The organism is Thiocapsa sp. C2-2m, from assembly GCF_041903745.1.
GTDB classification, from domain to species: Bacteria; Pseudomonadota; Gammaproteobacteria; order Chromatiales; family Chromatiaceae; genus Thiocapsa; species Thiocapsa roseilacustris.
Genome location: NZ_JBBWVD010000005.1, coordinates 80,813 through 103,785 on the forward strand (window position 1 = coordinate 80,813; position 22,973 = coordinate 103,785).

Annotated in this window: 19 protein-coding genes; 5 read left to right on the forward strand and 14 right to left on the reverse strand. The window is 63.9% G+C overall.

Going from position 1 to position 22,973, the window contains the following annotated elements; translation table 11 throughout:
• Window positions 1–221: 221 nt before the first annotated feature.
• Complete coding sequence (locus AADX97_RS05180) at window positions 222–1,793, reverse strand: AAA-like domain-containing protein (RefSeq protein WP_374232340.1); 1,572 nt, start codon at window positions 1,791–1,793, stop codon at window positions 222–224.
• Between the two features lie 41 nt (window positions 1,794–1,834).
• On the opposite strand from AADX97_RS05180, the gene AADX97_RS05185 reads away from it, so the two are divergent.
• Window positions 1,835–2,023, forward strand: coding sequence for a hypothetical protein (locus AADX97_RS05185; protein ID WP_374232341.1), 189 nt, complete (start codon window positions 1,835–1,837; stop codon window positions 2,021–2,023).
• Between the two features lie 714 nt (window positions 2,024–2,737).
• Window positions 2,738–3,199, forward strand: coding sequence for a hypothetical protein (locus AADX97_RS05190; protein ID WP_374232342.1), 462 nt, complete (start codon window positions 2,738–2,740; stop codon window positions 3,197–3,199).
• Here AADX97_RS05190 and AADX97_RS05195 read toward each other — a convergent pair.
• The gene (locus AADX97_RS05195; protein WP_374232343.1) at window positions 3,196–4,977 is read right to left on the reverse strand and encodes an AAA family ATPase; all 1,782 of its coding nucleotides are present in this window, start codon (window positions 4,975–4,977) and stop codon (window positions 3,196–3,198) included. The genes AADX97_RS05190 and AADX97_RS05195 overlap by 4 nt on opposite strands.
• Before the next feature lie 426 nt (window positions 4,978–5,403).
• On the opposite strand from AADX97_RS05195, the gene AADX97_RS05200 reads away from it, so the two are divergent.
• Both AADX97_RS05200 and AADX97_RS05205 read left to right on the forward strand, forming a co-directional pair.
• Window positions 5,404–5,679, forward strand: coding sequence for a hypothetical protein (locus AADX97_RS05200; RefSeq protein ID WP_374232344.1), 276 nt, complete (start codon window positions 5,404–5,406; stop codon window positions 5,677–5,679).
• Window positions 5,680–5,973: 294 nt separating this feature from the next.
• Window positions 5,974–6,627, forward strand: coding sequence for a peroxiredoxin (locus AADX97_RS05205; RefSeq protein WP_374232345.1), 654 nt, complete (start codon window positions 5,974–5,976; stop codon window positions 6,625–6,627).
• Between the two features lie 249 nt (window positions 6,628–6,876).
• On the opposite strand, the gene AADX97_RS05210 is transcribed toward AADX97_RS05205, so the two are convergent.
• From AADX97_RS05210 to AADX97_RS05225, 4 genes are all read right to left on the reverse strand, one after another.
• The gene (locus AADX97_RS05210) at window positions 6,877–7,332 is read right to left on the reverse strand and encodes a hypothetical protein (protein ID WP_374232346.1); all 456 of its coding nucleotides are present in this window, start codon (window positions 7,330–7,332) and stop codon (window positions 6,877–6,879) included.
• Between the two features lie 398 nt (window positions 7,333–7,730).
• The gene (locus AADX97_RS05215) at window positions 7,731–13,118 is read right to left on the reverse strand and encodes a PAS domain S-box protein (RefSeq protein WP_374232347.1); all 5,388 of its coding nucleotides are present in this window, start codon (window positions 13,116–13,118) and stop codon (window positions 7,731–7,733) included.
• A gap of 16 nt (window positions 13,119–13,134) precedes the next feature.
• Complete coding sequence (locus AADX97_RS05220) at window positions 13,135–14,886, reverse strand: EAL domain-containing protein (protein ID WP_374232348.1); 1,752 nt, start codon at window positions 14,884–14,886, stop codon at window positions 13,135–13,137.
• Between the two features lie 457 nt (window positions 14,887–15,343).
• Window positions 15,344–16,030 carry a response regulator transcription factor gene (locus AADX97_RS05225; RefSeq protein WP_374232442.1) on the reverse strand — a complete coding sequence of 229 codons (687 nt, stop codon included), beginning with the start codon at window positions 16,028–16,030 and terminating at the stop codon, window positions 15,344–15,346.
• A gap of 519 nt (window positions 16,031–16,549) precedes the next feature.
• Here AADX97_RS05225 and AADX97_RS05230 point away from each other — a divergent pair.
• Window positions 16,550–16,939, forward strand: coding sequence for an N-acetyltransferase family protein (locus tag AADX97_RS05230; RefSeq protein ID WP_374232349.1), 390 nt, complete (start codon window positions 16,550–16,552; stop codon window positions 16,937–16,939).
• Between the two features lie 325 nt (window positions 16,940–17,264).
• On the opposite strand, the gene AADX97_RS05235 is transcribed toward AADX97_RS05230, so the two are convergent.
• The 8 genes from AADX97_RS05235 to AADX97_RS05270 form a co-directional block, all read right to left on the reverse strand.
• Window positions 17,265–19,412 carry a CDC48 family AAA ATPase gene (locus AADX97_RS05235; RefSeq protein WP_374232350.1) on the reverse strand — a complete coding sequence of 716 codons (2,148 nt, stop codon included), beginning with the start codon at window positions 19,410–19,412 and terminating at the stop codon, window positions 17,265–17,267.
• Window positions 19,413–19,416: 4 nt separating this feature from the next.
• The gene (locus AADX97_RS05240; RefSeq protein ID WP_374232351.1) at window positions 19,417–19,959 is read right to left on the reverse strand and encodes an Hsp20/alpha crystallin family protein; all 543 of its coding nucleotides are present in this window, start codon (window positions 19,957–19,959) and stop codon (window positions 19,417–19,419) included.
• 85 nt (window positions 19,960–20,044) lie between these two features.
• Window positions 20,045–20,725 carry a hypothetical protein gene (locus tag AADX97_RS05245; protein WP_374232352.1) on the reverse strand — a complete coding sequence of 227 codons (681 nt, stop codon included), beginning with the start codon at window positions 20,723–20,725 and terminating at the stop codon, window positions 20,045–20,047.
• Between the two features lie 16 nt (window positions 20,726–20,741).
• Window positions 20,742–21,092 carry a gas vesicle protein gene (locus tag AADX97_RS05250; protein WP_374232353.1) on the reverse strand — a complete coding sequence of 117 codons (351 nt, stop codon included), beginning with the start codon at window positions 21,090–21,092 and terminating at the stop codon, window positions 20,742–20,744.
• A 10-nt stretch (window positions 21,093–21,102) separates the two neighbouring features.
• Window positions 21,103–21,486: a gas vesicle protein K gene (locus AADX97_RS05255; RefSeq protein ID WP_374232354.1), complete on the reverse strand. Its 384-nt coding sequence runs from the start codon at window positions 21,484–21,486 to the stop codon at window positions 21,103–21,105.
• The gene (locus AADX97_RS05260) at window positions 21,473–21,688 is read right to left on the reverse strand and encodes a gas vesicle protein (protein ID WP_213459613.1); all 216 of its coding nucleotides are present in this window, start codon (window positions 21,686–21,688) and stop codon (window positions 21,473–21,475) included. The genes AADX97_RS05255 and AADX97_RS05260 overlap by 14 nt, the downstream gene beginning before the upstream one ends.
• Window positions 21,685–22,119 carry a gas vesicle protein GvpG gene (locus AADX97_RS05265; protein ID WP_374232355.1) on the reverse strand — a complete coding sequence of 145 codons (435 nt, stop codon included), beginning with the start codon at window positions 22,117–22,119 and terminating at the stop codon, window positions 21,685–21,687. The genes AADX97_RS05260 and AADX97_RS05265 overlap by 4 nt, the downstream gene beginning before the upstream one ends.
• A gap of 73 nt (window positions 22,120–22,192) precedes the next feature.
• Complete coding sequence (locus tag AADX97_RS05270; RefSeq protein ID WP_374232356.1) at window positions 22,193–22,957, reverse strand: GvpL/GvpF family gas vesicle protein; 765 nt, start codon at window positions 22,955–22,957, stop codon at window positions 22,193–22,195.
• Between the last annotated feature and the right edge of the window lie 16 nt (window positions 22,958–22,973).

Genomic DNA, 22,973 nt, shown 5'->3' on the forward strand with positions numbered 1-22,973 from the left:
CGGCAATATCGAGCGTGGAGCGTCCCCCGCCCCGGGAGCAGGCCCGAGCGCGCACCGCGCGGCCGAGCGCAGCCTGAATCTGACGACACCTTAGACCGGCCCGACCTCCCGGCCAAGCCCTACCGGGCAAAAACAAGGTAAATTCATTGTGCCGCCACCCGCGTGATCCGTCTCCCTGGATACCGCAAGCTGAAGATGCCGCAGATCCTGCTCGGCCCAGCTCAGGCGCGAATCACGTGAATGGAGCGCCCCCGGGGACTGATCCGGGTGGTGCTGTCGGTGCGTTCGGCGATCGGCGGCTGTCCGGCGCGGCGGTCGAAGATCACCAGCCAGCCGCTGTCCAGCCCCAAGCCGGCGAGATAATCGTCGAGCTGGATCAGCCCCTCGGCGAGCGGATCGGGGCGACCGTCTCGCCACACCTTCAGCTCCATCCCCAGCGTCACCGCCTCATAGCGCAGACACAGATCCATGCGCCCGGAGCCGATGGCGTATTCGCGCTCCAGGGTGCCGCCGCCGTTGATCACCCGATGTAGGAAGGCCATCAGCACCAGGTGGGGGGCGATTTCGTGATAAGGCGCGCTGCCCAGCAGCGGCTCGCCATGCCGGCGCCAGAAGGCGAGGAAGGCATCGAGCAACGCGGCCGGATCCAGGGTGCCGTCGGCCTTGAGCCAGGTCGGGCTGATCTGCGGCAGGGAGGCCTGCGGGGTGAAGGCCAGCATGCGCGGCAGCACCTCGCGATAGATGGGATTGGCGACGGTCAGGCCCCCGCCCTGCTGGCGCAGCAGGCCCAGATCGAGCAGATACTGGATGTCGTCGTCGGGTACGTTGCCGAGCGTGGTCCCGGCCAACATCGGCTCGATGACGCGCCGCACGCGCGGTTCCTGGAGCTTGTGGGCGAGCTGATCCAGATGGGTGACGCGCTCGACGATCATCCCCTCCTTGGCCTGATCGATGAGGTCTAAGGTAATCGGCCGGGAACGATCACGTCCGGCGCGCAGCTCGAAACAGGCGCGGTAGGCCAGGGCATTGACCAGCCAGGGCTGACCCAGCGTCAGCTCCCAAACGCGCTCCAGCGCCTCCGGGGTGAAGACCTGCCCGGTCTCTTGGGTATGCTCCAGCAGCAGGGTGCGGGTCTCCTCAGCGCTGAAATCGCCCAGCCGCAGCGATTTGGCCTTGATGTTGAAGGCACTGCCGCCGGTGATGACCTCGCGCTCGGAGCTGGCATGGATGCGGTAGTCGCGCAGATCGCGCACGCCGCACAGGATGATGGTCTGCGGGAAAGCGCCCGGACGTTGCGGATAGCCGGCGCGCAGTTGGCGCAACAACGACAGCAGGGTGTCGCCGACCAGGGCATCGACCTCATCCAGCAGCAGCACCAGCGGTTGCGGCGTTTGCTGACACCACTGACTTAAAAAAACGTGCAGGACCGAGCCGGGCGCGGTGGTGGACAGAACCTCCCGCGCGTGACGCGGGCGCTCCTCGTCGCCGAGCCAGACCTGGGCCGAGGTGGCGATGTCGGTGACGATGGTCGCCATGGCATCGGCGAGGCGCTCGCGCCAGGCCTGCGCGCCCTCCAGATTGGCATAGACCGCCCGATAGCGCCCCTCCCGATTCAGATGCGCCATGAGCGCCAGCAGGCAGGAGGTCTTGCCGGTCTGGCGCGGGGCATGGAGCAGAAAGTATTTTTCCTGGTCGATCAGATCGAGGACTTCGCCCAGGTTCCAGCGCGACAGCGGCGGCAGGCTGTAGTGACGGTCGGGGCGGACCGGGCCTTCGGTGGTGAAAAAGCGCATGGCGTCTCTCGCGGGTCGTGAATCGCGGGGAGCATAGCATCTTGCTGGCCTTCGCCATCGCGGAGCTGGCAAGCGCCGGGCTCCTGCCGAAGGATCTCGACGGCCTCTTGTGGCGCGGTGGCTTTCCTGCACGCGACGACCGCCCGCTCGGGCCGGACTACCGTGGTCTGCCCCAGGTTTCCTCGGGCGGCCGACGATCGGCGCGTCTTTCGGCCGACCGGACGCGCTGATCAGCCGAATCGCGCGGCGCGTGGGTGATGCAAAACACAACACCTGCCCCGCCCTGCTGATCTTGACTGTGTGGGTAAGATCGCTGTGAATTGGGCCATGGACACACTCAACGCAAGGACGGACTCCCCGGTTTGCGCGTCGGCGATTTCCAATGAAGCCGCGCCGCCTGATGATCCACCGTTGCTGGTCCCCCCGATTCCCACTCACCACTCACCACTCCCCACTCCCAGGGCCCTGTCAGCGGCCTCAAGTCACGCTCGCCAACCGATGGTCCAACGACGCTTGGCGCCCGGCTGCGCCGGCACTGCATGTCCGGCGGCTTGGCAGGGCGGATCCCGCGCCTGGCGTCGCTTGCGCATGAGCGCCCGCCGCTGCGTGTCGATCCGCCTTCGACTTGCGGTCAGGCGCCTTGGCCGTCTCAGTCCGCTCAACCGTCGCTCGCTCCATCATCCGTCAGGAGACTTGTCATGTCCCATCGTCGCTCCCGCACCGTCCAGCTACGTCGCCCTGGCGGCGAGGCAACGGCTGGAGGCGGTGCCGGAACCGGTACGCATCGCCCTGGCCGAGCTGCATCGGCTCAATGCCGAGCGCAATGACCGGCTGCTGGCGGTGTTGCGCGATACCGTGCGCCTGCTCAATGCCGCCGGGTTCGAGCCTCTCCTGCTCAAGGGGGCGGTGGCGCTGTTGCTCGGGTGGTCGCCGCGGCCGAGCCCGTGGCATGGGAGGATCTGCGCTTGCGCATCCCGGCCTTGGAGCATCGGCTGCTGCACAATGCGCTGCACCATCAGGTGCAGGATCAGGGTTTCGACTCCGGCCGCCGATCCTTGCGCCAACTGCACGAGTTTGCGCGGCTACGCGCACTGCCGGCTGCGGCTGCGATCGACTGGCCGCGCCTGCTTGCCGAACTGGACCGCCTGGGCCCGGGCAACGCGGTGCGCGGCTGGCTGCTCGCGGCCGAGCGCTTGTTCGGGCAACCGCTGCCGCCCGCATTTGATGTCAGGCACGAAGCCCGCTTTCCGGGACCGCCGACTTCAGTCGGCGCGAGGGGGGCGGCGACGCCGCAACTGACCGGGACTCCCCGTGCTTGTGGATACTCGCCGACTGAAGTCGGCGGTCCGGCGGTCTGTCGATTTCGACAGCGTCCTGGCCTTGCCGACGGCCCTCCCCGTCGCTAGGGTCCGACCGGCTGGACCGCCCGCCAGACCACCCGCTCCAGCCCGACGCCGACCACCGCAAACAGGCGCAGATCGGTCAGGCCGTAGCGGGTCCGTAAGGCGGCGCCGTAGCGTTGCGCCTGATCCGCCGCCTCCGTCAGTTTCGCCTGGATCAATGGCAGCGCCGCCAATTGCGCCGCGGTGGATTCACGCACCTGCTCCCCGGTCAGGCCCAGATCCTTCAGGCTCAGGTACTTGAATTCCAGCAGCAGATCCAGGGCCTGAAACTGCCGCATATCGGATCGGACAATCAGGCTCAGATCGCTATAGCCGTGGTCCACCTCGGTTTCCGAGACCATCATGTACAGCCGGTCATCGAACAGCAGCGTGAGAAAGGCGATCTTCACCAGCAGCTCGTTCGTCCAGCGATAATCCCGATTCGAGAGCACCGGGAGATAACGCTGCTCGATAAAGGCGACCAACGGGGCCAAATCGCCCTTGAGATACAGCGTTTCCGCCAGACGCGGGATGGTCTGGCGATCGTCGTAGGTGGGCAGCCAGAGCTCCCGCAACCGTTCGACATAGAGCGAGCGGGCCACCAGATTGGGGATGTTCAGGATCGCCTTGCCCAGCACGCCGCGACCGGCAAAGGTCAGGACCCCGAAGTAGTACAGCAGAGAGGCCATGAACGGCTGATCCTTGACTGCGATCAAGACGTCCGCGACGCCAAAGCGCCGGGCCAGGCGCGGAATGATCACCCCCTCCGCGCCATTGAGCGCCTGAATCAACACCGCTTCGCCATGCGGAAGCTGCGCGATGTAGGCCAGTTTGCCGCGATCCATCGCCAGATTTTCATCCAGCATTTCCTTTGGATAGCCACCATCGGTCTGCAAGGCTTTGAGAAAATACAGACTCAGGGTCGGATTGTAGAGCCGCTCGCCGCCGGTTTCGCTGAAGCAGTAACCGTTGTAGAAGGTGCGCATGGTCTCCATGGCCTCCGCCGCCGACCAGGAACCGCCCTCCACGGCCATGCGCGCCAGCACGGCGGCGATCTCCGCCTCGGTGAAACCGCACAGATCGTTGAACGTCGCCTTGAGATAGATATTCTCCCCGACGTTATAGCCGCTGGTCATGTCGCTGAGGACGACCGGCGACACCCCGGTGATGAACACCCGATCCAGCCCTAAACCACCCGCCGCCGCTTTTACCGCCTTGAACACGGTTTTCAGCAAGCCCTCGCCATACAAGAGGGCTTCGTAAAATTCTTGTTTCCGCCCGGCCATCAGCACGTCATTAGCGAAATTGTCGTATTCGTCAATCAGCAGATAGAGTTTACGGCCCGCCGCCCGCGTTGCGCTCAGTAGCGATTCCAGCGACGAAATGGCGTTATCCGGGCGCAGCGTCACGGGCCGGGTGAGATGCGTTGCGTAATCGGCGGCAAATTGAGCCATGCGATCATTGAGATGCTGATGCAACACCGCTTCGATGTCCTTGATCTCTCCCTGTGCTTTCACCAGCGAGAAATCCCATTTCATCACGAAATACTGGTTATGCCGTGGCGTGGGATTCCGGCCGATCGCCAGATGTCCGAACAGCGCCTCGAATTGCGCCGCCCGGCTCACATCGTAGTAGTGCTCCAGCATCGACAGCAGCAGGCTTTTGCCAAAGCGGCGGGGGCGGATGAAGATCAATTGATCCCCTGCGGCTTCGAGGAGGGGAATCCGATCGGTACGGTCCTGGTAGAAGTATCCGTCCTGGATGAGCTTGCTGAAATCGCTTAAGCCGTAAGGAAATCGCATGACGGGATCCCTCGCATCAGGGCTAGTTGGACGCCGATCATACCGGAAGTGCCGGTTCTCCGAAGTCGGCCGTTCTGCGCCCCGTCCGGAAGTGAACAGGCCGCCGGGTTGGAATCTCGACTGCAGCGTGCGCGGCGACATCCGGGCATGCAGCCGCCTTTCCGAGAGGTCGGGGACGGACTTCCGTCGGCACCCATGAAACGCACATAGGTGCACTTTCGGTTGCGAAATCTCAGGGTAAAGCAGTCGGCAAAGCGCCGATACTCCGCACTCGGGCTGCGCGCGAGTCGCTGCCTTGGAGCCCTGCCGCCCTGGCTGGTGCCGGGGTGCATGGGTGATGTCTCTTTCAGGCGGACGTGCGGCGCCGAGTCGAGGCCACCGAGCCGGGGGCCGGCCCACAGGTCCGCTATCGACGAGGAACAACAGATGCCGATGCAAGACGGAACGGGTCGACGTGGATCCGGACGCGGTCGTGGTCAGGGACAGGGGCAAGGTCAGGGGCGTGGACGTGGCCCTTGCGGTGACGGGCGGATGCGCGCGGGACGCGGCGGTGGCCGACGCGGAGCGCTTGAGGCCGGTGAAACCCCGATCGGACACTTGGAGTCACGTGTGCCCGCAACAACGCCTCTAAGCAAGCAGATCGCGCAGTTGCGGGTGAGGCTCGAGCAGTTGGAGACCGGGGCGACGTCCGACACCCTGTGACGACATCGCCCTCAGACGCAATCCGAATGCCAAAGACCGCCGGCGCACGCGCCTCGAACCCGGACGTCGGATAGGATCCGGATCCATCGCGAGGCTGCGCAGACCACAAGCCAAGGATGGCCCCTTCGCACCTCGCGTGATCGTTACTAGAAATCGTTTGATATAAATCAATCGTTCTTGACGATGGCCGCCATCGCAACAAACGACTTCTTAGGTTCATCACCGATCGCTAATCTAGCGTCAACCTCGAACGAGGGATGACGCAACAACCACTGAATACCTGGAGATCGACCCATGACCAACGAGACCATGACCGCCCCCGCCATGCCGCGTTTGAACGAGCCGGCGCCGGCCTTCGATGCCCCGACCACCCACGGCCGCAAGACCCTGGAAGACTACCGCGGCAAGTGGCTGGTGCTCTTCTCGCACCCGGCCGACTTCACGCCGGTGTGTACCACCGAGTTCATGGGCTTCGCCCGCCGCCATGCCGATTTCCAGGCACTCGACTGCGATCTGCTCGGCCTCTCCATCGACAGCCACTACAGCCACGTCGCCTGGGTGCGCAACATCAAGGAGAAGTTCGACGTGGAGATCGGTTTTCCGATCATCGCCGACCTCTCGATGCAGGTTGCCAAGGCCTACGGCATGATTCAGCCCGGCGCGAGCGACACCTCGGCGGTGCGCGCGACCTTCGTGATCGATCCGCAAGGCGTGCTGCGGGCCATGCTCTACTATCCGATGAGCAACGGCCGCTCGATCGACGAGATCCTGCGTCTGGTCAAGGCCATGCAGACCTCCGATGCCTACAAGGTCGCCACACCCGAGAACTGGCAGCCGGGCGAGAAGGTCATCGTCCCGCCGCCTGGCAGCGTAGAGGAGGCGAACGCACGGGTTGCAAGCGGCGAGTACGACTGCGTGGACTGGTACTTCTGCAAGAAATCGCTCTGAGCCTGCGCATCGGGCTTGAATGACACGCACAGCCCCGGCCGGAAGGTCGGGGCTTATTCGGTCGGCACTTCTTACGGTGAAGCCGCGAACGCGCCGGGGTACCCAGATAGGGGTTGGAGACGATCAGGTCGGTCACGGGAACCTAGGCGCCGTTGTGCAGGGCATTCCAACGGCGCGTCAGCACCAACTAATTGAAGAAGGTCGCGCCCATCTCATGTGCGAGAAGCCGATGATGGCCCTCGACCCGACCTACATCCAATCGTGCAACGCGGAATCTCTCTGTATGTCGTCGGGATGCGCGTCATTCGAGCGTGCGCTTCCTGCGTAGTCGGCAATCTGCCGAACGGTCGGATGCGAGGTCGCGACATAGTGTACGGTGGACGCAGGTGCTGGGGTCGCCAAGATCTCGCGTTCGCCTGAATCGACGATCTTTTGCTTGATTGCGTCGAATGGCGAGCCGCCGAGATATTTGTCGGAGTACATCCGTAGAATGTCCGCATGCATATGCGTTGCGACGGAGGAGAATGTCCGGCTGACATAGAAGAGCCCATGCGATGAGAAATGGAACTCGTCGCGAATTCGATAATCCTCGACCCGATAGCGGTAGACGAAGATCGCCCCCGTCACAGGATTGGGCGAATGGATGGAATGTCCCGGTCGACCGAGACAGTCGATGACTGTCTTTCGGGATTCGCCGAAATCCAATTTGCGATGAAACGAGATGGCGCGGCTCGAGACCAAGGGCGAATAACGGGAGGACAATGTCAGGACCGGCAAGTACGCGGACACACAGTCATATTGCTCTCGGATCTTGTCTGCATAGCGGACTCGAGCACGACTGCGTCGAACGATCGGCAAAAAATCAAACATAGTTCAACCAATATTGAGGCGCCGAGAGGAACCTTGTCAGATACGTCCCTCGGTTTTCGGATTATTCAGGCCGACCGAGCAAGAGAGCCAACCAGCAGCATGATATCGGCCCGGACTCCATGAAGAGGCTTCGCCGACCAGATTAAGCGAATGGGATTCCGCTATACAGTAAATAAATGTAAATGCGTATGGCGTCATCGGATGTCGCTCCGAACATCGGGCCACGACCCTCGTCATTCTCGGGGCCCGCCAACGAACTCCGCGATCGCGGCTCGAAGAGCACCGTGATCGATAGGTTTGCGCAGCACGAGCGGCGCATATGGCAAGGCATCGAGCGAGAAGGCCGACGGGGCCTGGCCGGTCATCAGAATCACCTTCAGATGCGGGAACGCCTGCGCGAGTTCGCCACACAGGGCAACGCCGTCGAGAACCGGCATCGCCAGATCCGACAACACCAGGTCGAAGTCGGCGTCGCGTCCCAAGAGATCGAGGGCGTCTTGGCCATTCTCGGCGAACGAGACCAGCATGCCGTCCAACATCAGCAATCGCCCGACCGAGTCCCTGATACGCGGGTCATCATCGACGACGAGGATCCGCAGCAGGGGCGTAGTCGAATGCCCGTTTGACAGCGCGACCGGGTCGGGTGGCGAGGATCCTCGGGGGGCGAGCGGCATCAGGAGACGGAACTCGGTGCCCCGACCGACCTGCGAGGACACGACCAGACCCGCACCCGAGCGCATGACGAACTCCTGCACCATGAATAGGCCGAGTCCATGCCCGCGCTGTTTGGCCTTGGTCGAGAAGAGCGGCTCGAAGAGCCTTTCGAAGACCTCGTCTGGCATGCCGCACCCGGTGTCGACTACCCTGACCTGAACATACTCACCCGGATCGAGTCGACCGACCGCCAGCGGAACAAGGGCGTCCCACGCGACGGTCTGTGCGGCGATCAGCAGATCCCCGCCATCGGGCATCGCATCACGCGCGTTCATGACAAGGTTCAGCAACGCGGCTTGAAGGAACGCGGAATTGCTCATGGCCGCGAGTCCGGGTTCGAGATCCAGCCCGAGGTTGATCTTGGCCGGGAGGATCTGTCTCAGGATCGTCACCAGCTCGCGAATCGTCTTCTCGAGCTCCACGCTCTCCGGCACGATGCCGCCTGCGCGACTGAGCGAGAGCATGCCCGAGGTGACGACCTTCGCTTGACCGAGCGCACTCTGGGTCTCTTCGATGACCTGAGCCACCTCCGGATCACCCTGCTCGCCGCTCAGGATGGCTTCGAGATAATAGAGATTGGCGTCGATCACCCCGAGCAGATTATTGAAGTCGTGCGCCACGCCGCTCGCCAGATGACCGATGGTCTCGCGCTCCTTCGCAGCGATCAGCGCGGCCTGAAGCTGCTCTTCGTATTGCTGAGCGACGATGCGCTGGCCGATCAGACGCACCAGCTCTCGGCCCGGACCCGACAGCGCGGGACAGTCGGCGCGTCCCCAGAACCTGATCACCAATGCACTGACCCGACTGTTTGGCCCGGTCCACCGCAACACCATCCGAACGCAGGAGAGGTAACCTGCCTGCCGCGCCCCATCCGGCAGTTGCGAGCCGACCAAGAGATGCGGGATGCCGGGCTCCGCCGTGTCCGTGTCGAGCGCGACGCAGGCCTCGGGTAAAGACCCGACTTGCGATCCATCGGCGTCCGGATAAGATGCGACCGCGCGATAGGTCCGGTCCGACCCGATCGCTCCGATGTCGGCGGCGTCCATGCCCAGGCCTTGACACCCGATCTGCAGGATGGCGCGAAGCTCCTCGGTCGCAGGCAGGGCCCGGCTGGCGAGATCGACCAGCGATTCCAGGTTCTTGGTGTAGTGCAACAGCGTGGCCTCGAGCTCGCGCTTGCGCTCGGTCGCGGCCTGAAACTCGGTGATGTCTTCGACCATCCCGAGCGCCATGGGCCGATCATCGGCCAAGCCGGGCAGCAAGACGACCCGCAGATCACCCCACACCATCGTCCCGTCGGCCTTGCGATAGCGCTTGGTCATTCGGTAGAGGTTGCGTTTTCCCGCCGCAAGCTCCCGAAACAAGGCCAGCTCCGTCATCAGATCGTCCGGACAGGTGAGCTCGTCGAAGCGCATCCCGACGAGATCCTGGGGGTCATAGCCGAGAAACTCGCCGAGCGCGCGATTGGCCAGATGCAGTCGCCCGTCGGAATCCGCGATCGCGATCCCGATGGGCGCATTCTCGAAGACCGCGCTCAGACGGGCCTCGCTTTGCTCAAGCTGCTCCTGCGCCCGATGCCGCTGGGTGATATCGACATCCGTGCCGCGGTAGCCGAGCAGCCTGCCGTCCTCGGCGACGACCGGCGCACCGTTGGTCAGAACCCAGATCGTCGCGCCGTCGGCGCAACGGATGGGATTGCTGTAGTCGCTCAGGCGATCACGGCGCCCGAAGAGCTGCAATGCCTCGGACTTCACGCGGGATCGCATCGATTCGGGCGTCAGGTCGAAGAAGTGCTTCCGACCGACCAGATCCTCGCTGCGATAGCCGGTAACGGCCTCGACCGCCGAGCCGAGATAAGTGAAGAGACCTTGGGGGTCGACCTCCCAGTTGACGATTCGGCTCTGCACGGCGAGCTCGTCATAGCGCAGGTTGCTGTCGCGAAGCTCCGAGTAGGTGCGGGCGCGCTCGAACGCGCTCACCAGGATGCTGGCAAAGACCCGCAGGAAGCGAACCTCCGCCTCCGACCAGTCCCGCGGCGCCTGCACCGCATCGAAACCGACGAAACCGATCAGGTGCTCATCCTGCAGCAGGGGCACCAGCACGACCGACAGGATCGCTTGGAACTGCAGGACCTCGCGCTCCATGGCCCAGGCGTCCGGGAGCTCCGCCACACGCGGGACGACAACGGCCTGTCCGGATTCGAGAAGCTGCATCGAGGCGGAGAAGTGCTCGATCGGCATCTGCTGCAGATGCCCGATCATCGGCTCGATCCCCGGGGCGACCCACTCATGGCTGTTGCTCATGGTGTCGGCGGCGAGATCGAACCGGAACACATAGGCCCGATCCGACTCGGTGAAGCCGCCGAGCCGCTCGAGGGTTCGGTTGACCAGGGGGTCGAGATTCTCATCAAAGACTGCGACGAAGGCCGAGGCCAGCCCGAGCAGCTCGCGCTCGAGGGACTCGCGCCGCATCAGCTCGAGCTCGGCCTCTTGGCGGACGGTAATATCCTCATGGATTCCGGCCATACGCAGCGGCCGACCTTGCGCATCGCGCGCCGAGACGCGCCCCTGATCCTGCACCCAGATCCAACGGCCGTCGTCGTGCAACATCCGCAGCTCGCACAAGTACTGGTCGGTCTCGCCGCGGAGATGCCGCGCGACCGCGCTCTCGGACCTCGCGAGATCCTCGGGATGACAGAACACCTGCCAGGTCTCGATCGTGGTCGGCTCGAGATCCTCGAGGCGGCGGCCGATCATCTCGGCCCAGCGCGGATTCACCGTCAATGCATTGGTGACGAGATCCCACTCCCAGGTCCCGACCTGTGTCCCGGCGATGATGTCGGCGAGACGGCGACGCTCCTCCGCCAGCGCCGACTCGGCGGCCTTGCGCTCGGTGATGTCTCGCCCGATCCCGACGATCGCGTCGACGCGGCCCTCCATGTCGAGCACGGCGCGGTCGACCCACTGCAACCACCGCCAACCCAGCACCGTTTCGGCGCGCTGCTCGATCCGACAGGTGTACGGCGGGTTCTGCAGCGCACGCATGGCCTCCGCCGTGCGTTCTCGGTCGTCCGGGTGGACACGCGGCATGAAATGATGGCCGATCAGCTCGGCCTCGTCGCGACCGAAGAGCCTGCAATAGGAGGGGCTGACATACTGGAATCGGCCTTGGGCATCGGTGCGGACCACCAGATCTTCGATGTTCTCCACGACCAGACGATAACGCTCCTCCTGCGCCCGCAAGGTATCCTCGACCGCGCGCTGCGAGGTGATATCGATGGCAGTTCCGGAGAAACGCAACGGTGTTCCGTCATCGGCGAAGTGCGCTCGACCTTCCGCGCGGAGAATCCGCTGCACGCCGTCGACACCCTGCACCCGATGCTCCACGGCAAAAAGACCATCGGGGCGGGTGAGGACGGCCTCCATTGCCGCCCGCACGCGCACGCCATCCTCCTCGGGCACGACCGCGTAAAACGCCTCCAGGCTCGGCGTGACGGCGTCGGGCGCATACCCGAGCAGTCGAAACCCCTCGTCTGACCAGGCGAGCCGGCCACTGACGTAATCGAAGTTCCAACTGCCGAGATGCGCGGTTGCCTGCGCCTCGCGCAGCGAAGCCTCGCTCGCGGCCAACCGTGCGAAGCCCTCGACAAGGCGGTTGGCCATGGCCCCGAAGGCGTCGGTCAGTGCCCGTCCTTCGGTCAAAAGCCCGGGCGACGGGATGGTCAGCGTCTCGCCCGCGACGACCCGAGCGGGCACCTCGACAGCGATCTGCACGAGCTGCTTCAACGGACGCACCAGCAGCACGGCGAATCGGTCCGCCAGCAGGATCGCGATCCCGGCGATCGCCAGCAGAAGCGTCAGCAGACGCAGCACCCTGCGCTGCAGCTCGTCGACCAGCGGGGCCGCACTGAGCTCGATCGACAGACCCGCGCCGACTGTCGGCTCTGCAAGCGGCAGGATCATGCGATAGCGTGCCTGCCGCCAGAGCGCCATCCGCGAGGGATGCCAATCCTCCGGCACGAGGATCATCAGACCCTCGGCCGCGGTTCGGACGACGCGCGTATGCGGCGCACCCGCGGTAGACCCGATGCCCCCGAACAGCCCGATCGGACGGACCTCGAGCTTGGCGGAATCGGGCAGTGTGTTGCCGAAGAGCCGGGTCATCTCCTGTACATGGCTCAGGATTCGGGCCGCTTCACTCGTAGTTGCGGGTGGGGCCGGGCCGAGATCGTGAATGGCGAGCACACCGAAAATCCTCAGACGATCGGCGAGATCCTGCTCCAAACGGTCCTTGAGATCACGATTCTCCCAGGCAACAAGGAAGATCGACGGCAGCAGAAACCCCGAGAGGAAGAGCGTGAACAACACCTCTCGTGCCGAGAGGCTGCCCGGGCGACCTCTCGCGGCGGCCACGACCATGACCACCAGCCCCGCCAAGGCCGCGTTCAGGATGCCGTTCAAGGGCTGCTTGACCGCGACCACCAGGGTCTGGTGCCAGACCATCCCCATGACGACACGATAGAACAGCAGAACCAAGGGGATGCCGATCAAGGCCCAATAGAGCGCCACCGAGAGACCGAGCACCGGCACCTCGCGGCCGCGTCGTCGCGCGTGATCTCGATGCCAGCCCACAAAGGCCGCCTCGGCCAGAAAAATCATCAACGCGAAGGGATGACCCCAAAGGAGATAGGTATAGACACCGGAGGCGGTCGCGACGATCAAGCCGGCGCGGGTCCCGAGCCAGACAATGGCCAAGAGGACGGCCACGGATCCGAAGAGGATGTCCAGACCGAAAAAGAGCGAGAGGTTGAAATGGTTGCCGGCCAGGGCGAGCACGGCCAGCAAAACCGTGAGCGCCACGGTGCGGATCGGGCTCATGGTGGCGCCGGCGCTGGACTGCTGTTTCACTGCTGTCGCTCGGCACCTACTGGACCAAGGCGCGGCCCTCGCTTTGCGGATCATCGACCTGCTGCGGTTCCTCGACGCGCTGCGGACTCGACGCGACGGCCACGCCGTCCGAATCACCCCTGTCCGGTCCACCGATCAGACGCTCGAGCACGGCCCGAAGCTGATCCGGGGCAATCGGCTTCTGCAGGACTGCGTCCGCTCCCAAGGCTCGGCACATGTCCAGGACATTGGTCTGGTGCCCGCGGATCACATCGCCGCTCACGGCGAGGATCCGCGTTGCCGGGGCGATCCGGCGCATCCGCTTGATCATCTCGAACCCGTCGAGCTGCGGCATGTAGATGTCGACAATGAGAAGCCGTGGGGCAGCGACTTCGCAGACCTGCAATGCGGTGCGTGCATCCGCGAAGATCTCGCAGCGGTAACCCCAGTCCGTGACCAGGCGTGCCGTGGCATGCAGCATGCGCTGGTCGTCATCGACGACCATGATGGTTCGCCCGATCTCGCCCCCGTCGATGCGCCCGGTCGGCACGCTCGGCGCGAGCGAAGACTCCGGCTCCTGGTCCCGGTCCCGGTCAGGTTTAGACCCGGGTTCGGAATCGGCATCCGTCTTCGGCACGGAGAAGATGCTCGCCAGCAACTCCACTGTCATGGGCTTACCGAACAGATAGCCTTGCGCGAAATCGACGCCTGCTTCAAGCAACAAGCGCCGCTGCGCCTCCGTCTCCACCCCTTCGGCAACCACCTGCAGCTCCAGCGTCTGACCGAAGCTGATCATGGCGCGTAACACTTTCAGCGCTTTCGGCGAATCGAACATCTCCGAGACGAACGACAGATCGATCTTCAACGTGTCGAACGGGAGCTCGGCGACCGCCCGCATCGAGGAATAGCCGATCCCGAAATCGTCGATCGCCAACGACACGCCCATCAGATGGATCTGAGCCGCCACGCTGCGCAAGATATCGGGATAAGCGCTGGCAGCGCTCTCGGTCATCTCGATCTTGACGGCGCAGATTCCCCCGAGCCCGCCGACCAAGCGGCGCACCAGTACCAAGGACCGCTCCTGCTGCAGGATCAACGGCGACAGGTTGACCGCGATGAAGGTCAGTCCCGACGCGGCAAGCGTCTCGCGCGACTCGATCAGACGCTCGAACAGGGTCTCGGTGACCTCGTAGATGAGCCCGCTCGATTCGGCGAGCGGAATGAACTCCCCGGCACCGAGGATCTGTCCGCTCGGCAGCCGCAGGCGCGCCAGCACCTCCGCGCCCCTCAACCGCCCGTCGGCCGGCGAGACGATGGGTTGAAAATACGCGACGATACCGCCGCTCCGGATCTGCCATTCCAGATCCTGCCGGGTGATATCAGCCCCGGCGTGCGGGTTTCGGTCCCGCCTTTGCTGTGCCGCCGTGACGCCCTTCTCCAGGATTGAGGGAAGCTCCTTCACCATCCGGGACTTGGATACCGCCCCGAGGACCTGGATTCCGGTCGAGCGGGCGATGCGTCGCGCAGTGTCGAGCAGATCGTCGCCATGTCCGGAAAGAAGAACGACGGGAATCCCGGGATGGGTCTCGGCCAGCCAGTGGATAACATCGATGCCGTTCTCCCGGCCCAGACCCAGATCGAGGAGGACAAGCTCGGGGGAATCGGACGCAAGCGCGGCCTTGAAGGAAGCGATCGATACATGGAAATCCACGGCATGCCCGAACCGTTTCAGGAAACGTCCCAGAACGGCCTCGATTCGAGGATCGTCATCAAGACACATCAGTCGCATGTTGACTCTCCTTTCGGGACAAGACGTCGATCCCGACTGCTCGCCTGATCCCGGGCGATGGCAATGCACCCGGCGGAGTCAGGGCGCTTCGAGACAATGCCGCATTAGGCCAAGCCGACCTCGATAGCTTCAAGTAAAGATTTGTGAAGGGCTTACCTGATTAAACCGCGCCAGCTCCAACAATCGTCGAGTCTGCCGGGGCCGATCCCATTCAAAAACATCACATACCGCGCTGGGCGCGGTTTAAGGCGAACTCCGGAAACCTTCATACCAGGGGCGTAGGTTGTGCCGAGCCGTGCGAGGCGCAACCAAACGTAGGAGGAAGTTGTGCTTCCTGTCGTCAGCACAACCTACGGGTATGGAAGTTTGCAGAAATCGCCTAAGCTGGATGGGGATCCTTATCCTGGGGCGTTGCCCCGGGCTCGCGTGGTGAGCCCCGTTGGGGCATCGGAATCGGTCATTCGCTCTCGAGCCTCAGACGGTAGCCGTGGCCTCGTACCGGCCAAATCACGAGGGTGCCGATACCGCCGTCACGCAGTTTGCGCCGAATGTTGCCGATGTGGACATCGACCGTGCGGTCTTCCGGGGTCAAGGGCTCGCGGTTCAGCAACTGGGCACGGCTGACGGCCCGTCCATGCTGACGCATCAAGGTCGCGAGGATGCGGGATTCCGTCTCGGTCAATCGCAGGGAGACCCCGCTGGACAGATCGCTCAGGCTCATGGCGCTCGGGTCGAGCTTCAGCGTGCCCAGTTGGATCGCATCGTGAGCGCTTGCCTCGAACGCGTGTCGTCTGAGGACAGCTCGGATACGTGCGAGCAGCTCCTCGATTTCGAAGGGTTTGGTGATGTAGTCATCGGCACCGGCATCCAAGCCATCGATGCGATCCTGAAGGTCATCGCGTCCGGTCAGGATCATGACGGCCGCGGGGGTGGAGACAACAATCTCGCGCGCTAGATCTATGCCGTCCTCCGCACCCAAGTTGAGGTCCAAAAGAACAAGGTCCGCGCCATCGTGACGATAGAGGCGGCGCATCTCGGATCCGTTGGCGGCGCTCGACACCGCGTAACCCGCGCGCGTCAGATGACGCGTTAGAACACGACCCATACGCGGGTCGTCTTCGACGACGATAATGGTGGCGGGAATACTCGTCTCTCCTTAAACCGCGCCTGGAATGCGATACTTAGGATGGGATCGGCCCCGGCAGACTTGACGACCGTTGGAGTCGGCGCGGGTTAAGACGTTAAAAATATATCATTTTAAACCGCGTCTCCGCTAAGAATTTTGGATGCAACACACATCGAAATCACTCGAAAATGAGCCGCCGGCCCGGCATCGGCACTCACGGAACGGTTCTCGACACCGTCTTTACAAAACTTGTTTTGAATCCGGCGGACTCCGATGCCTATCATCGAAAACCTAGATCATGCTCGGGAACCCGTCGCCGGCGTTGCATCGGAGGACTCCCCGTCCCCGAAACCGATGCCATGCCCCGTCGAGAGCGGCCCTGTCTCGTCCTGCGGAAAACAGGGCGATCATCAAGATCACGAGGGCTGTGTCGCCTGCGTCGATCCGGAACCCTTCGGCTTCGCAAGCTCGGATGGCTCGGCCGTCCCGTCGGGAGAATCCCCTGCGATACACGATGTCCGGATCGAGGAAAAGCCCTTGTCGGCGCTGACGTCATTGGAGCGCAATCGCCTGCGCACTCTCACCGACGGCACCGCAGACTCCCACATGCTTGCCGTTCTTCGCGAGCATCCGAAGCAGGCGCTGTGCTTCTTGGCGCGCTCGGAATCCGAGATCCTCGGCTGGAGCTTAGTACGTTGGTTCAAGCCGTTTTCTGAACGACCGCTCAACGCGCATTTGAGCGTCTTCGTCGCACCTGAATGGCGACGCTACGGTTTGGGGCGGGCCTTGATCGAGGAAGCGGTGCAGTTCGCCGTCGCGCACGGACTCACGGCATGGGTGTACGCCGGCGGGAGGGTTCAACGTAACTTCTATCGCCGTTGTCCGTCGGTCGAGCACATCAGCGACACACCCTTTCGGATGCGCTGAACGAACCGAATCCCGGCGCCGACCGGACGCGAAACTGGCCGCACGCCCGGGTACGCCGACTTGAGTCGGCCCCCCCGCAGACGGGCCACGTCAGTCGCCCGCGCGGCGGACTGAAGTCCGCCTCCCCAGATGCCGACTGAAGTCGGCGAACCCAGGTGCCGACTGAAGTCGGCGGACCCAGCTCCGACGGTTGGTTGTGCCTCGCACGGCTCGGCACAACCTCCGCCCTGTTGCTTAATATCTTAAACCGCGCCGACTCCAACGCTCATCAAGCCTGCCGGGGTCGACCCCATCCAAAAACAGCGCATACCGCGCCGGGTGCGGTTTAAAGGCGTATGCTGCTGAGCGCGTCCGTCAGATCGGACATCTCGATGCGGACCTCGATGTGCTCCGTGCGTTCGGCATCCGGCGGTCCGTCCAGTGAGGACACGGCCCGCCGCACCGCCGCCAAGGCCGCCCGGTTGCAGACCGCGGAGACCTCGGCACCGCTGAAGCCGGCGCTGTCTTTGACCAGCGCATCCACATCGATACCGCCACCCAATGGCTTGCCGCGAAGATGGACCTTGAAGATCTCCTGGCGACCCTCGTCGTCCGGGAGCGGGATGCGGATCACCTGATCGAAACGGCCGGGGCGCAGGATCGCCGGGTCGAGCATGTCCGCCCGGTTGGTCGCCCCCAACACCAGCACGCCGCGCAGATCCTCGATACCGTCCATCTCGGCCAGAAACTGGCTTAGGACCCGTTCGCCGACATGATTGTCGCTGGCGCTCCCGCCGCGTGCCGGCACCAGCGCATCGATCTCGTCGAAGAACATGATGCATGGCGCGGCTTGGCGGGCCTTGTGGAAGATCTCGCGAACGCCTCGCTCGGATTCGCCGACGTACTTGGACATGAGTGCCGGGCCCTTCACCGAGATGACGTTGACCTGCGTCTCGCTGGCCACCGCCTTGGCCAGCATGGTCTTGCCGCATCCGGGAGGCCCGTCGAGCAGGATGCCTTTGGGCGGGCGGACACCGGCCTGCTCGAAGAGCTCCGGATACTTGAGCGGCCAGGCCACCGCCTCTTTGAGGCGATCCTTGGTCTCGTGCAGACCACCCACGTCATCCCAGGTGACGTCCGGGATCTCGACGAAGAACTCCCGCACGGCGGACGGCTCCACATCGTGCAGGGCCGCGAGAAAATCGCCATTGCGGATCTCGAGGGTCGCCAAGCGCTCGTAGGGGACGGTCCCGAGGGTCAGGTCCAGCTCGGGCATGAGGCGCCTGAGACAGAGCATGGCGGCCTCGCGACACAACCCCTGCAGATCCGCACCGACGAAGCCGTGGGTGACATCCGCCAGATGGCGCATGGAGACGTCCGCGGCCAGCGGCATGCCGCGGCTGTGGATCTCCAGGATCTCGAGGCGTCCGTCCCGATCCGGGATGGGGATCTCGATCTCGCGGTCGAAGCGTCCGGGGCGTCGCAGGGCCGGGTCGATCATGTTCGGCAGGTTGGTCGCCGCGATGACGATGACGTTGCGCCGTTGGCTGAGCCCGTCCATCAGGGCCAGCAACTGGGCGACCACGCGCTTTTCCACCTCGCCGAGGGTGCCCTCGCGGCGCGGCGCGATGGCATCGATCTCGTCCAGGAAGATGATGCTCGGCCCCTTGGCCGACGCCTCCTCGAAGATCTTGCGCAGATGCGCCTCGCTCTCCCCGTAGAACTTGTGGATGACCTCCGGTCCGCTCACGGCAAAGAAGTTGGCCTCCGCCTCGTCCGCGATGGTGCGGGCGATCAGGGTCTTGCCGCATCCCGGCGGTCCGCGCATCAGGACACCCTTCGGGGCATCGATGCCGAGCCGCTCGAAGAGCTCGGGATGGCGCAGCGGCAGCTCGATCATCTCGCGAATGCGCTGAAGCTGCGGCTTGAGACCCCCGATATCCTCGTAGGAAACGGGGTTGCGCGCACCCGCGCTCGCCGACGCCTTTTGCCCCTTGGGTCCACTGATCGTGAGACGCGTCGTGGGGTTGATGATCACGGTGCCGCGCGGAGCGGTCGCCAGGACGCGAAAATCGGTCGAGCGACTCCCGAAGAGGGTGACGCGCACGCGGTCACCCTCGCGGACCGGCAGTCCGTCGAGCAGACTGCCGATATAGGGCAGATCACGATCGGTGGGGGTCACCGTCGTCGGCGCCAGCGTGATGCTGTCCGCCGGAGCGTATGCGATCACACGCAGAACAACGAACTCGTCGAGCCCGGCGCCCGCATTGTCACGACTGATGCCGTCCAGCTGCACCCGTCCCTGACCGCGGATGTCCTTGAAGGCCGGCAAAACCTTACAGACCGCGGGACGCTTGCCTTCGACCTCGACGATGTCGCCGATCGCGACGCCCAGCCGAGCCATATCGGCCGGATCCATCCGCGCGAAGGCACGCCCCACATCTTTGCTCAGGGCCTCCGAGACCTTGAGCCTCAGCTCATTGGATTCGCTCATAGCGCTACTCGTCCTTGGTTTCCGTGCGTTCCGCGGCAACCTTCGGACAGCGGATCTCGACCACGCCGTTGTTGCAGGAAATGGTCGCGACATGGTCGGCACAGTGCGCCGGCAGCACGACCTCCTTGTAGTAGGAACGTTCACCTTCCCCGGCACGCAGGGTGAGGATGTCGTCCGCAAGATCCACATGAACATCGGGACTCGAAACCCCGGGCATCTCGGCGACCAGGATCACCTCGTCCGGCTCGTCGAAGATGTCGATGACGGGCTCGCGGACCTCTTGGACCACGGCGTGCCCGGTCACCTCGTCGCGCTTGATGTTGCCGAAGGGCTCGACCTTGACCTCGTCGCGATCTCCGCCGAGACCGGTGCGTACGGTAAAGCCATAGACTCCTTTGAAGTTGTTGCCTCCGCTCTGGACGTCGAAGTTGCCCGAGCGTTTGAGCTGCTCGCCCTTCTCGGCGAGATCGCCGAGCTTTTCGACCAGATTGGCGAGCCCCCCGAGGAAACCTTCGACGGATCCGTCCCGACCTCTGCTGTTGCTCATGGTTCCTGACCTCTTGAGTTGGGGGTTATCGAATGCCCGCGGTCACGCCTGTCGCTCCGCGGGACGCGGCGCCTTCCGGATGCCCTCAAGTCTCGGACTCGGACTCGGCGACGCCGTCCGATCCGACCGGTGTCCCGAGCGGATAAGCGACCCGGATGTCCGACGCAAGCCAAGGCGTGACGTCATGCAGCATGCCGAGGAAGAGGATGCCGACCTCGCCGGCTTGCAGGGTCTCGTTGATCCGTTGGGCGATGAAGAGATCACGCGCCTTGAGGAGGGTCCGGGCCTGCATCTGCAGGGCATCGCGGCCGTCGCTGTTCAAACCCTGCTGGTCGGGGTCCAGCAGGCGCTTGGCCAGGTTGTACTCCTGCAGCAGCAGTGGCCCGGACTCGGTGCCCATCAGGGTTGCGCCTTGGCTATGAAGACGCAGCAGGATCCGATGGTTGCGGCTTCCTTTATAGGTCATCTCCTTGACGATCTCCAGCTCATGGCCGCAGATCGGAAGGCCGTCCTGGTAGACCCGGGTCCGGGTCGGATCCAGGTCCATGCCCTCGATCAATTGCTCGATCTCGGCCCACATCTGCTCAACCGTATGAACCCGTCGCCGCCATGCCTCGGCACCGAAGGCGGTCCGGGTAGCCGACTGCACCGGCGTGCCGAGCGCTCCGAGGTCTACCAGGCTGTGGATCACGGGACAGTAAATGAGCGTCCGGGTCGAGCCCGGAACGATCTGAACAGTCTCGGTGCGCTCGACTGGATCGGACATGATTGCGCGCACTCCCTCAGATGACGGCCTCGGCCGCCGCGGCCTGCTTGACCAATAGGGACTCTAAGCGTGCGAGGCGGTCTTCGATGCCGGACGTCGCCGCAGCGACCGGCAGTGACTCGGCGGATGCTTGGGACGAGAGCCCCTTGAACATGGCGTTGTCGGACCACCAATCAATACCCATCTCGCGGGCCTTGTCGACCGAGCAAACGACCAACCGAAGCTGGATCGTGAGCAGCTCGATGTCCACCAGCTTGATACGGATGTCCCCGGCGATCACGATCCCTTTGTCCAGGACACGTTCCAACAGATCCGCAACGCTGGTGCTGTTGGTGGAATGGGTGAGTGTAGCGCGCTGAACGGACATGCTTACATCCTCAAAAGAGCTTGCCGAGCGGACCCAGATCGAGATTCAAGTCCTGCTCCTCGAGTCCGAGGAGACGGCGCAGACGGTCGATCTCCTCGGACTGACGCATCAAGGCGAGTCCCAGCTGCTCGATCTCATCTTCGTCCAGATCGCCGCCGTCGACACGGCGAATCGCTTGGCGCTCAAGCAGCACATGAAGCAGCTTCACGACGGTCAAGACCAATTGACCCAGACCCCGCTGCACACGTTCCGGATCGATATCGATGCGCCGGCCGGCGGCGGCCACCTTGGTCTCCAGAAGGTCCGCCAGCAGGTTGGCCCGCTGCAGGGTCGCCGTGTCGGGTGCAGCCGAGGCTGCACTGCTCGGAGCCGTGCCGGTTTCAGTGCCGGACATGAAGCATCTCCCGCTTTGCCGTCTCAACCGAGGTGATGACCAGTTGCAGGCTGAGATACAAGAGGTCGACGTTTGCGACCGCAATGGTCAGCTCGCCGGAGACCACCGCGCCCTTGTTCAGGATGCGATCGAGCGCCTCGCACAGCGAGACCCTTTGGATCTCGTCCGTGAAGTCCTGCTGTTCGCCGATCGCGAGCATCATGATGCGTCTTCGTCGAGCTCGGTCAGGCTCGACAGCTCCCGCGGCGCCGCAACCGCTCGGCCCGATGGCGCCGGGCTCGGCGTCCCGACCAACCGAAGCGCATCGGTAAAGACCTCGGCGGCACGCCCGGGCGTAGACGCGTCGTCCTCGCCCGCTCCGCTGATATCATCCTCCTCCGCATCGGCGTCGAGCTCGGTCGCATCCTCCCGGGCATCCAAGGCGTCGAGCTCGTCGAGTAGGGCCTGCTCACGGGTATCGAAGGCGTCGTCCGTGATCTCGCCTTGCTCCAAGGCGCGATAAAGGTCGCTCAAGGCGGCCATGATCTCGTCGCGACGCGCACGCTGCTCCGCGGTCGCGGACTTATGGATCTCCTCGAAGATCCAGATGATTCCCTTGATAGGCGCAGCTAGAAGATCGTCGACGATCAACACGGTTTACCTCCGAGGGGACCACCGTTGCACCATCGGCACCGCTGCGACCCCGATTGCAGAACAGGTTACGCCCTCAGACCTGGATGTCCATCTCGACGAAGTTGTGGGGCGCCCAAGGTCCGTTGAAATCGAAGGCGTAGTTGTTGTCGAAGGGACGCGCGGCTTCAAGTACGGCCTGCTCGAAGCGCCCGGCGGCGTCGCGATCGACGAGACAGGCCAGATGCATGACCTCCTTCTCGGTGCGGCACTTATTGCGCTTGATCTCGCGGCAGCAACGGCGCATGACGGACTCGACCTGCTCCGTGTACTCCTCGCGATCCTGCTCCAGGAGACGTTCGAAGCTTCGCCCGAGCGTGATCATCTGATCCTGGGTTAGGTTGCTCCCGTCGCGGAAGAAATCGTCCCGCAGCTCCTGCAGCTCCGGATGAGCGCCGACGAAATACTCGAAGATGTTGGGGACGTCCCAGGACATGCGCAGTCCCATCTCCAGTCCGCCATCCACCCGTTTGAGCTGACTCAGAAAAGCGTCTTGGTTGTCCTTCAGGATGCGGATGATCGCGGCCTCGTCGTCGGCCAGCAAACCGAAGGCCGCGGGCAAGGGGGTGACCTCGCGCAGCAGGTGTTTGAGTACCTCCTGATGCGCGGCCATATTACGCCGCTGGGGACGGATGCGCCCGCCCGAGAGGTCGCTCACGACCGCGGCGACATACCCGTTTCCGACGGTGTAGACCTCGTTCTCGTCGAGCCCGATCCGCCCCAAGGACTGCTCGCCCCGATCGGAAATGATCGCGTAGATGTACCGACCCGTTGCGGTAGTCTGTTGGCTTACCTGTTGCATCGTTAGATCTCTCGCT

Bases quoted from the DNA above. Each gene is read 5' to 3' on its own strand.
- AADX97_RS05180 (WP_374232340.1), bottom strand. From the start codon at position 1,793: ATGCGCTTTTTCACCACCGAAGGCCCGGTCCGCCCCGACCGTCACTAC.
- AADX97_RS05195 (WP_374232343.1), bottom strand. From the start codon at position 4,977: ATGCGATTTCCTTACGGCTTAAGCGATTTCAGCAAGCTCATCCAGGAC.
- AADX97_RS05200 (WP_374232344.1), top strand. From the start codon at position 5,404: ATGCCGATGCAAGACGGAACGGGTCGACGTGGATCCGGACGCGGTCGT.
- AADX97_RS05205 (WP_374232345.1), top strand. From the start codon at position 5,974: ATGACCAACGAGACCATGACCGCCCCCGCCATGCCGCGTTTGAACGAG.
- AADX97_RS05220 (WP_374232348.1), bottom strand. From the start codon at position 14,886: ATGCGACTGATGTGTCTTGATGACGATCCTCGAATCGAGGCCGTTCTG.
- AADX97_RS05235 (WP_374232350.1), bottom strand. From the start codon at position 19,412: ATGAGCGAATCCAATGAGCTGAGGCTCAAGGTCTCGGAGGCCCTGAGC.
- AADX97_RS05240 (WP_374232351.1), bottom strand. From the start codon at position 19,959: ATGAGCAACAGCAGAGGTCGGGACGGATCCGTCGAAGGTTTCCTCGGG.
- AADX97_RS05245 (WP_374232352.1), bottom strand. From the start codon at position 20,725: ATGTCCGATCCAGTCGAGCGCACCGAGACTGTTCAGATCGTTCCGGGC.
- AADX97_RS05250 (WP_374232353.1), bottom strand. From the start codon at position 21,092: ATGTCCGTTCAGCGCGCTACACTCACCCATTCCACCAACAGCACCAGC.
- AADX97_RS05255 (WP_374232354.1), bottom strand. From the start codon at position 21,486: ATGTCCGGCACTGAAACCGGCACGGCTCCGAGCAGTGCAGCCTCGGCT.
- AADX97_RS05260 (WP_213459613.1), bottom strand. From the start codon at position 21,688: ATGATGCTCGCGATCGGCGAACAGCAGGACTTCACGGACGAGATCCAA.
- AADX97_RS05270 (WP_374232356.1), bottom strand. From the start codon at position 22,957: ATGCAACAGGTAAGCCAACAGACTACCGCAACGGGTCGGTACATCTAC.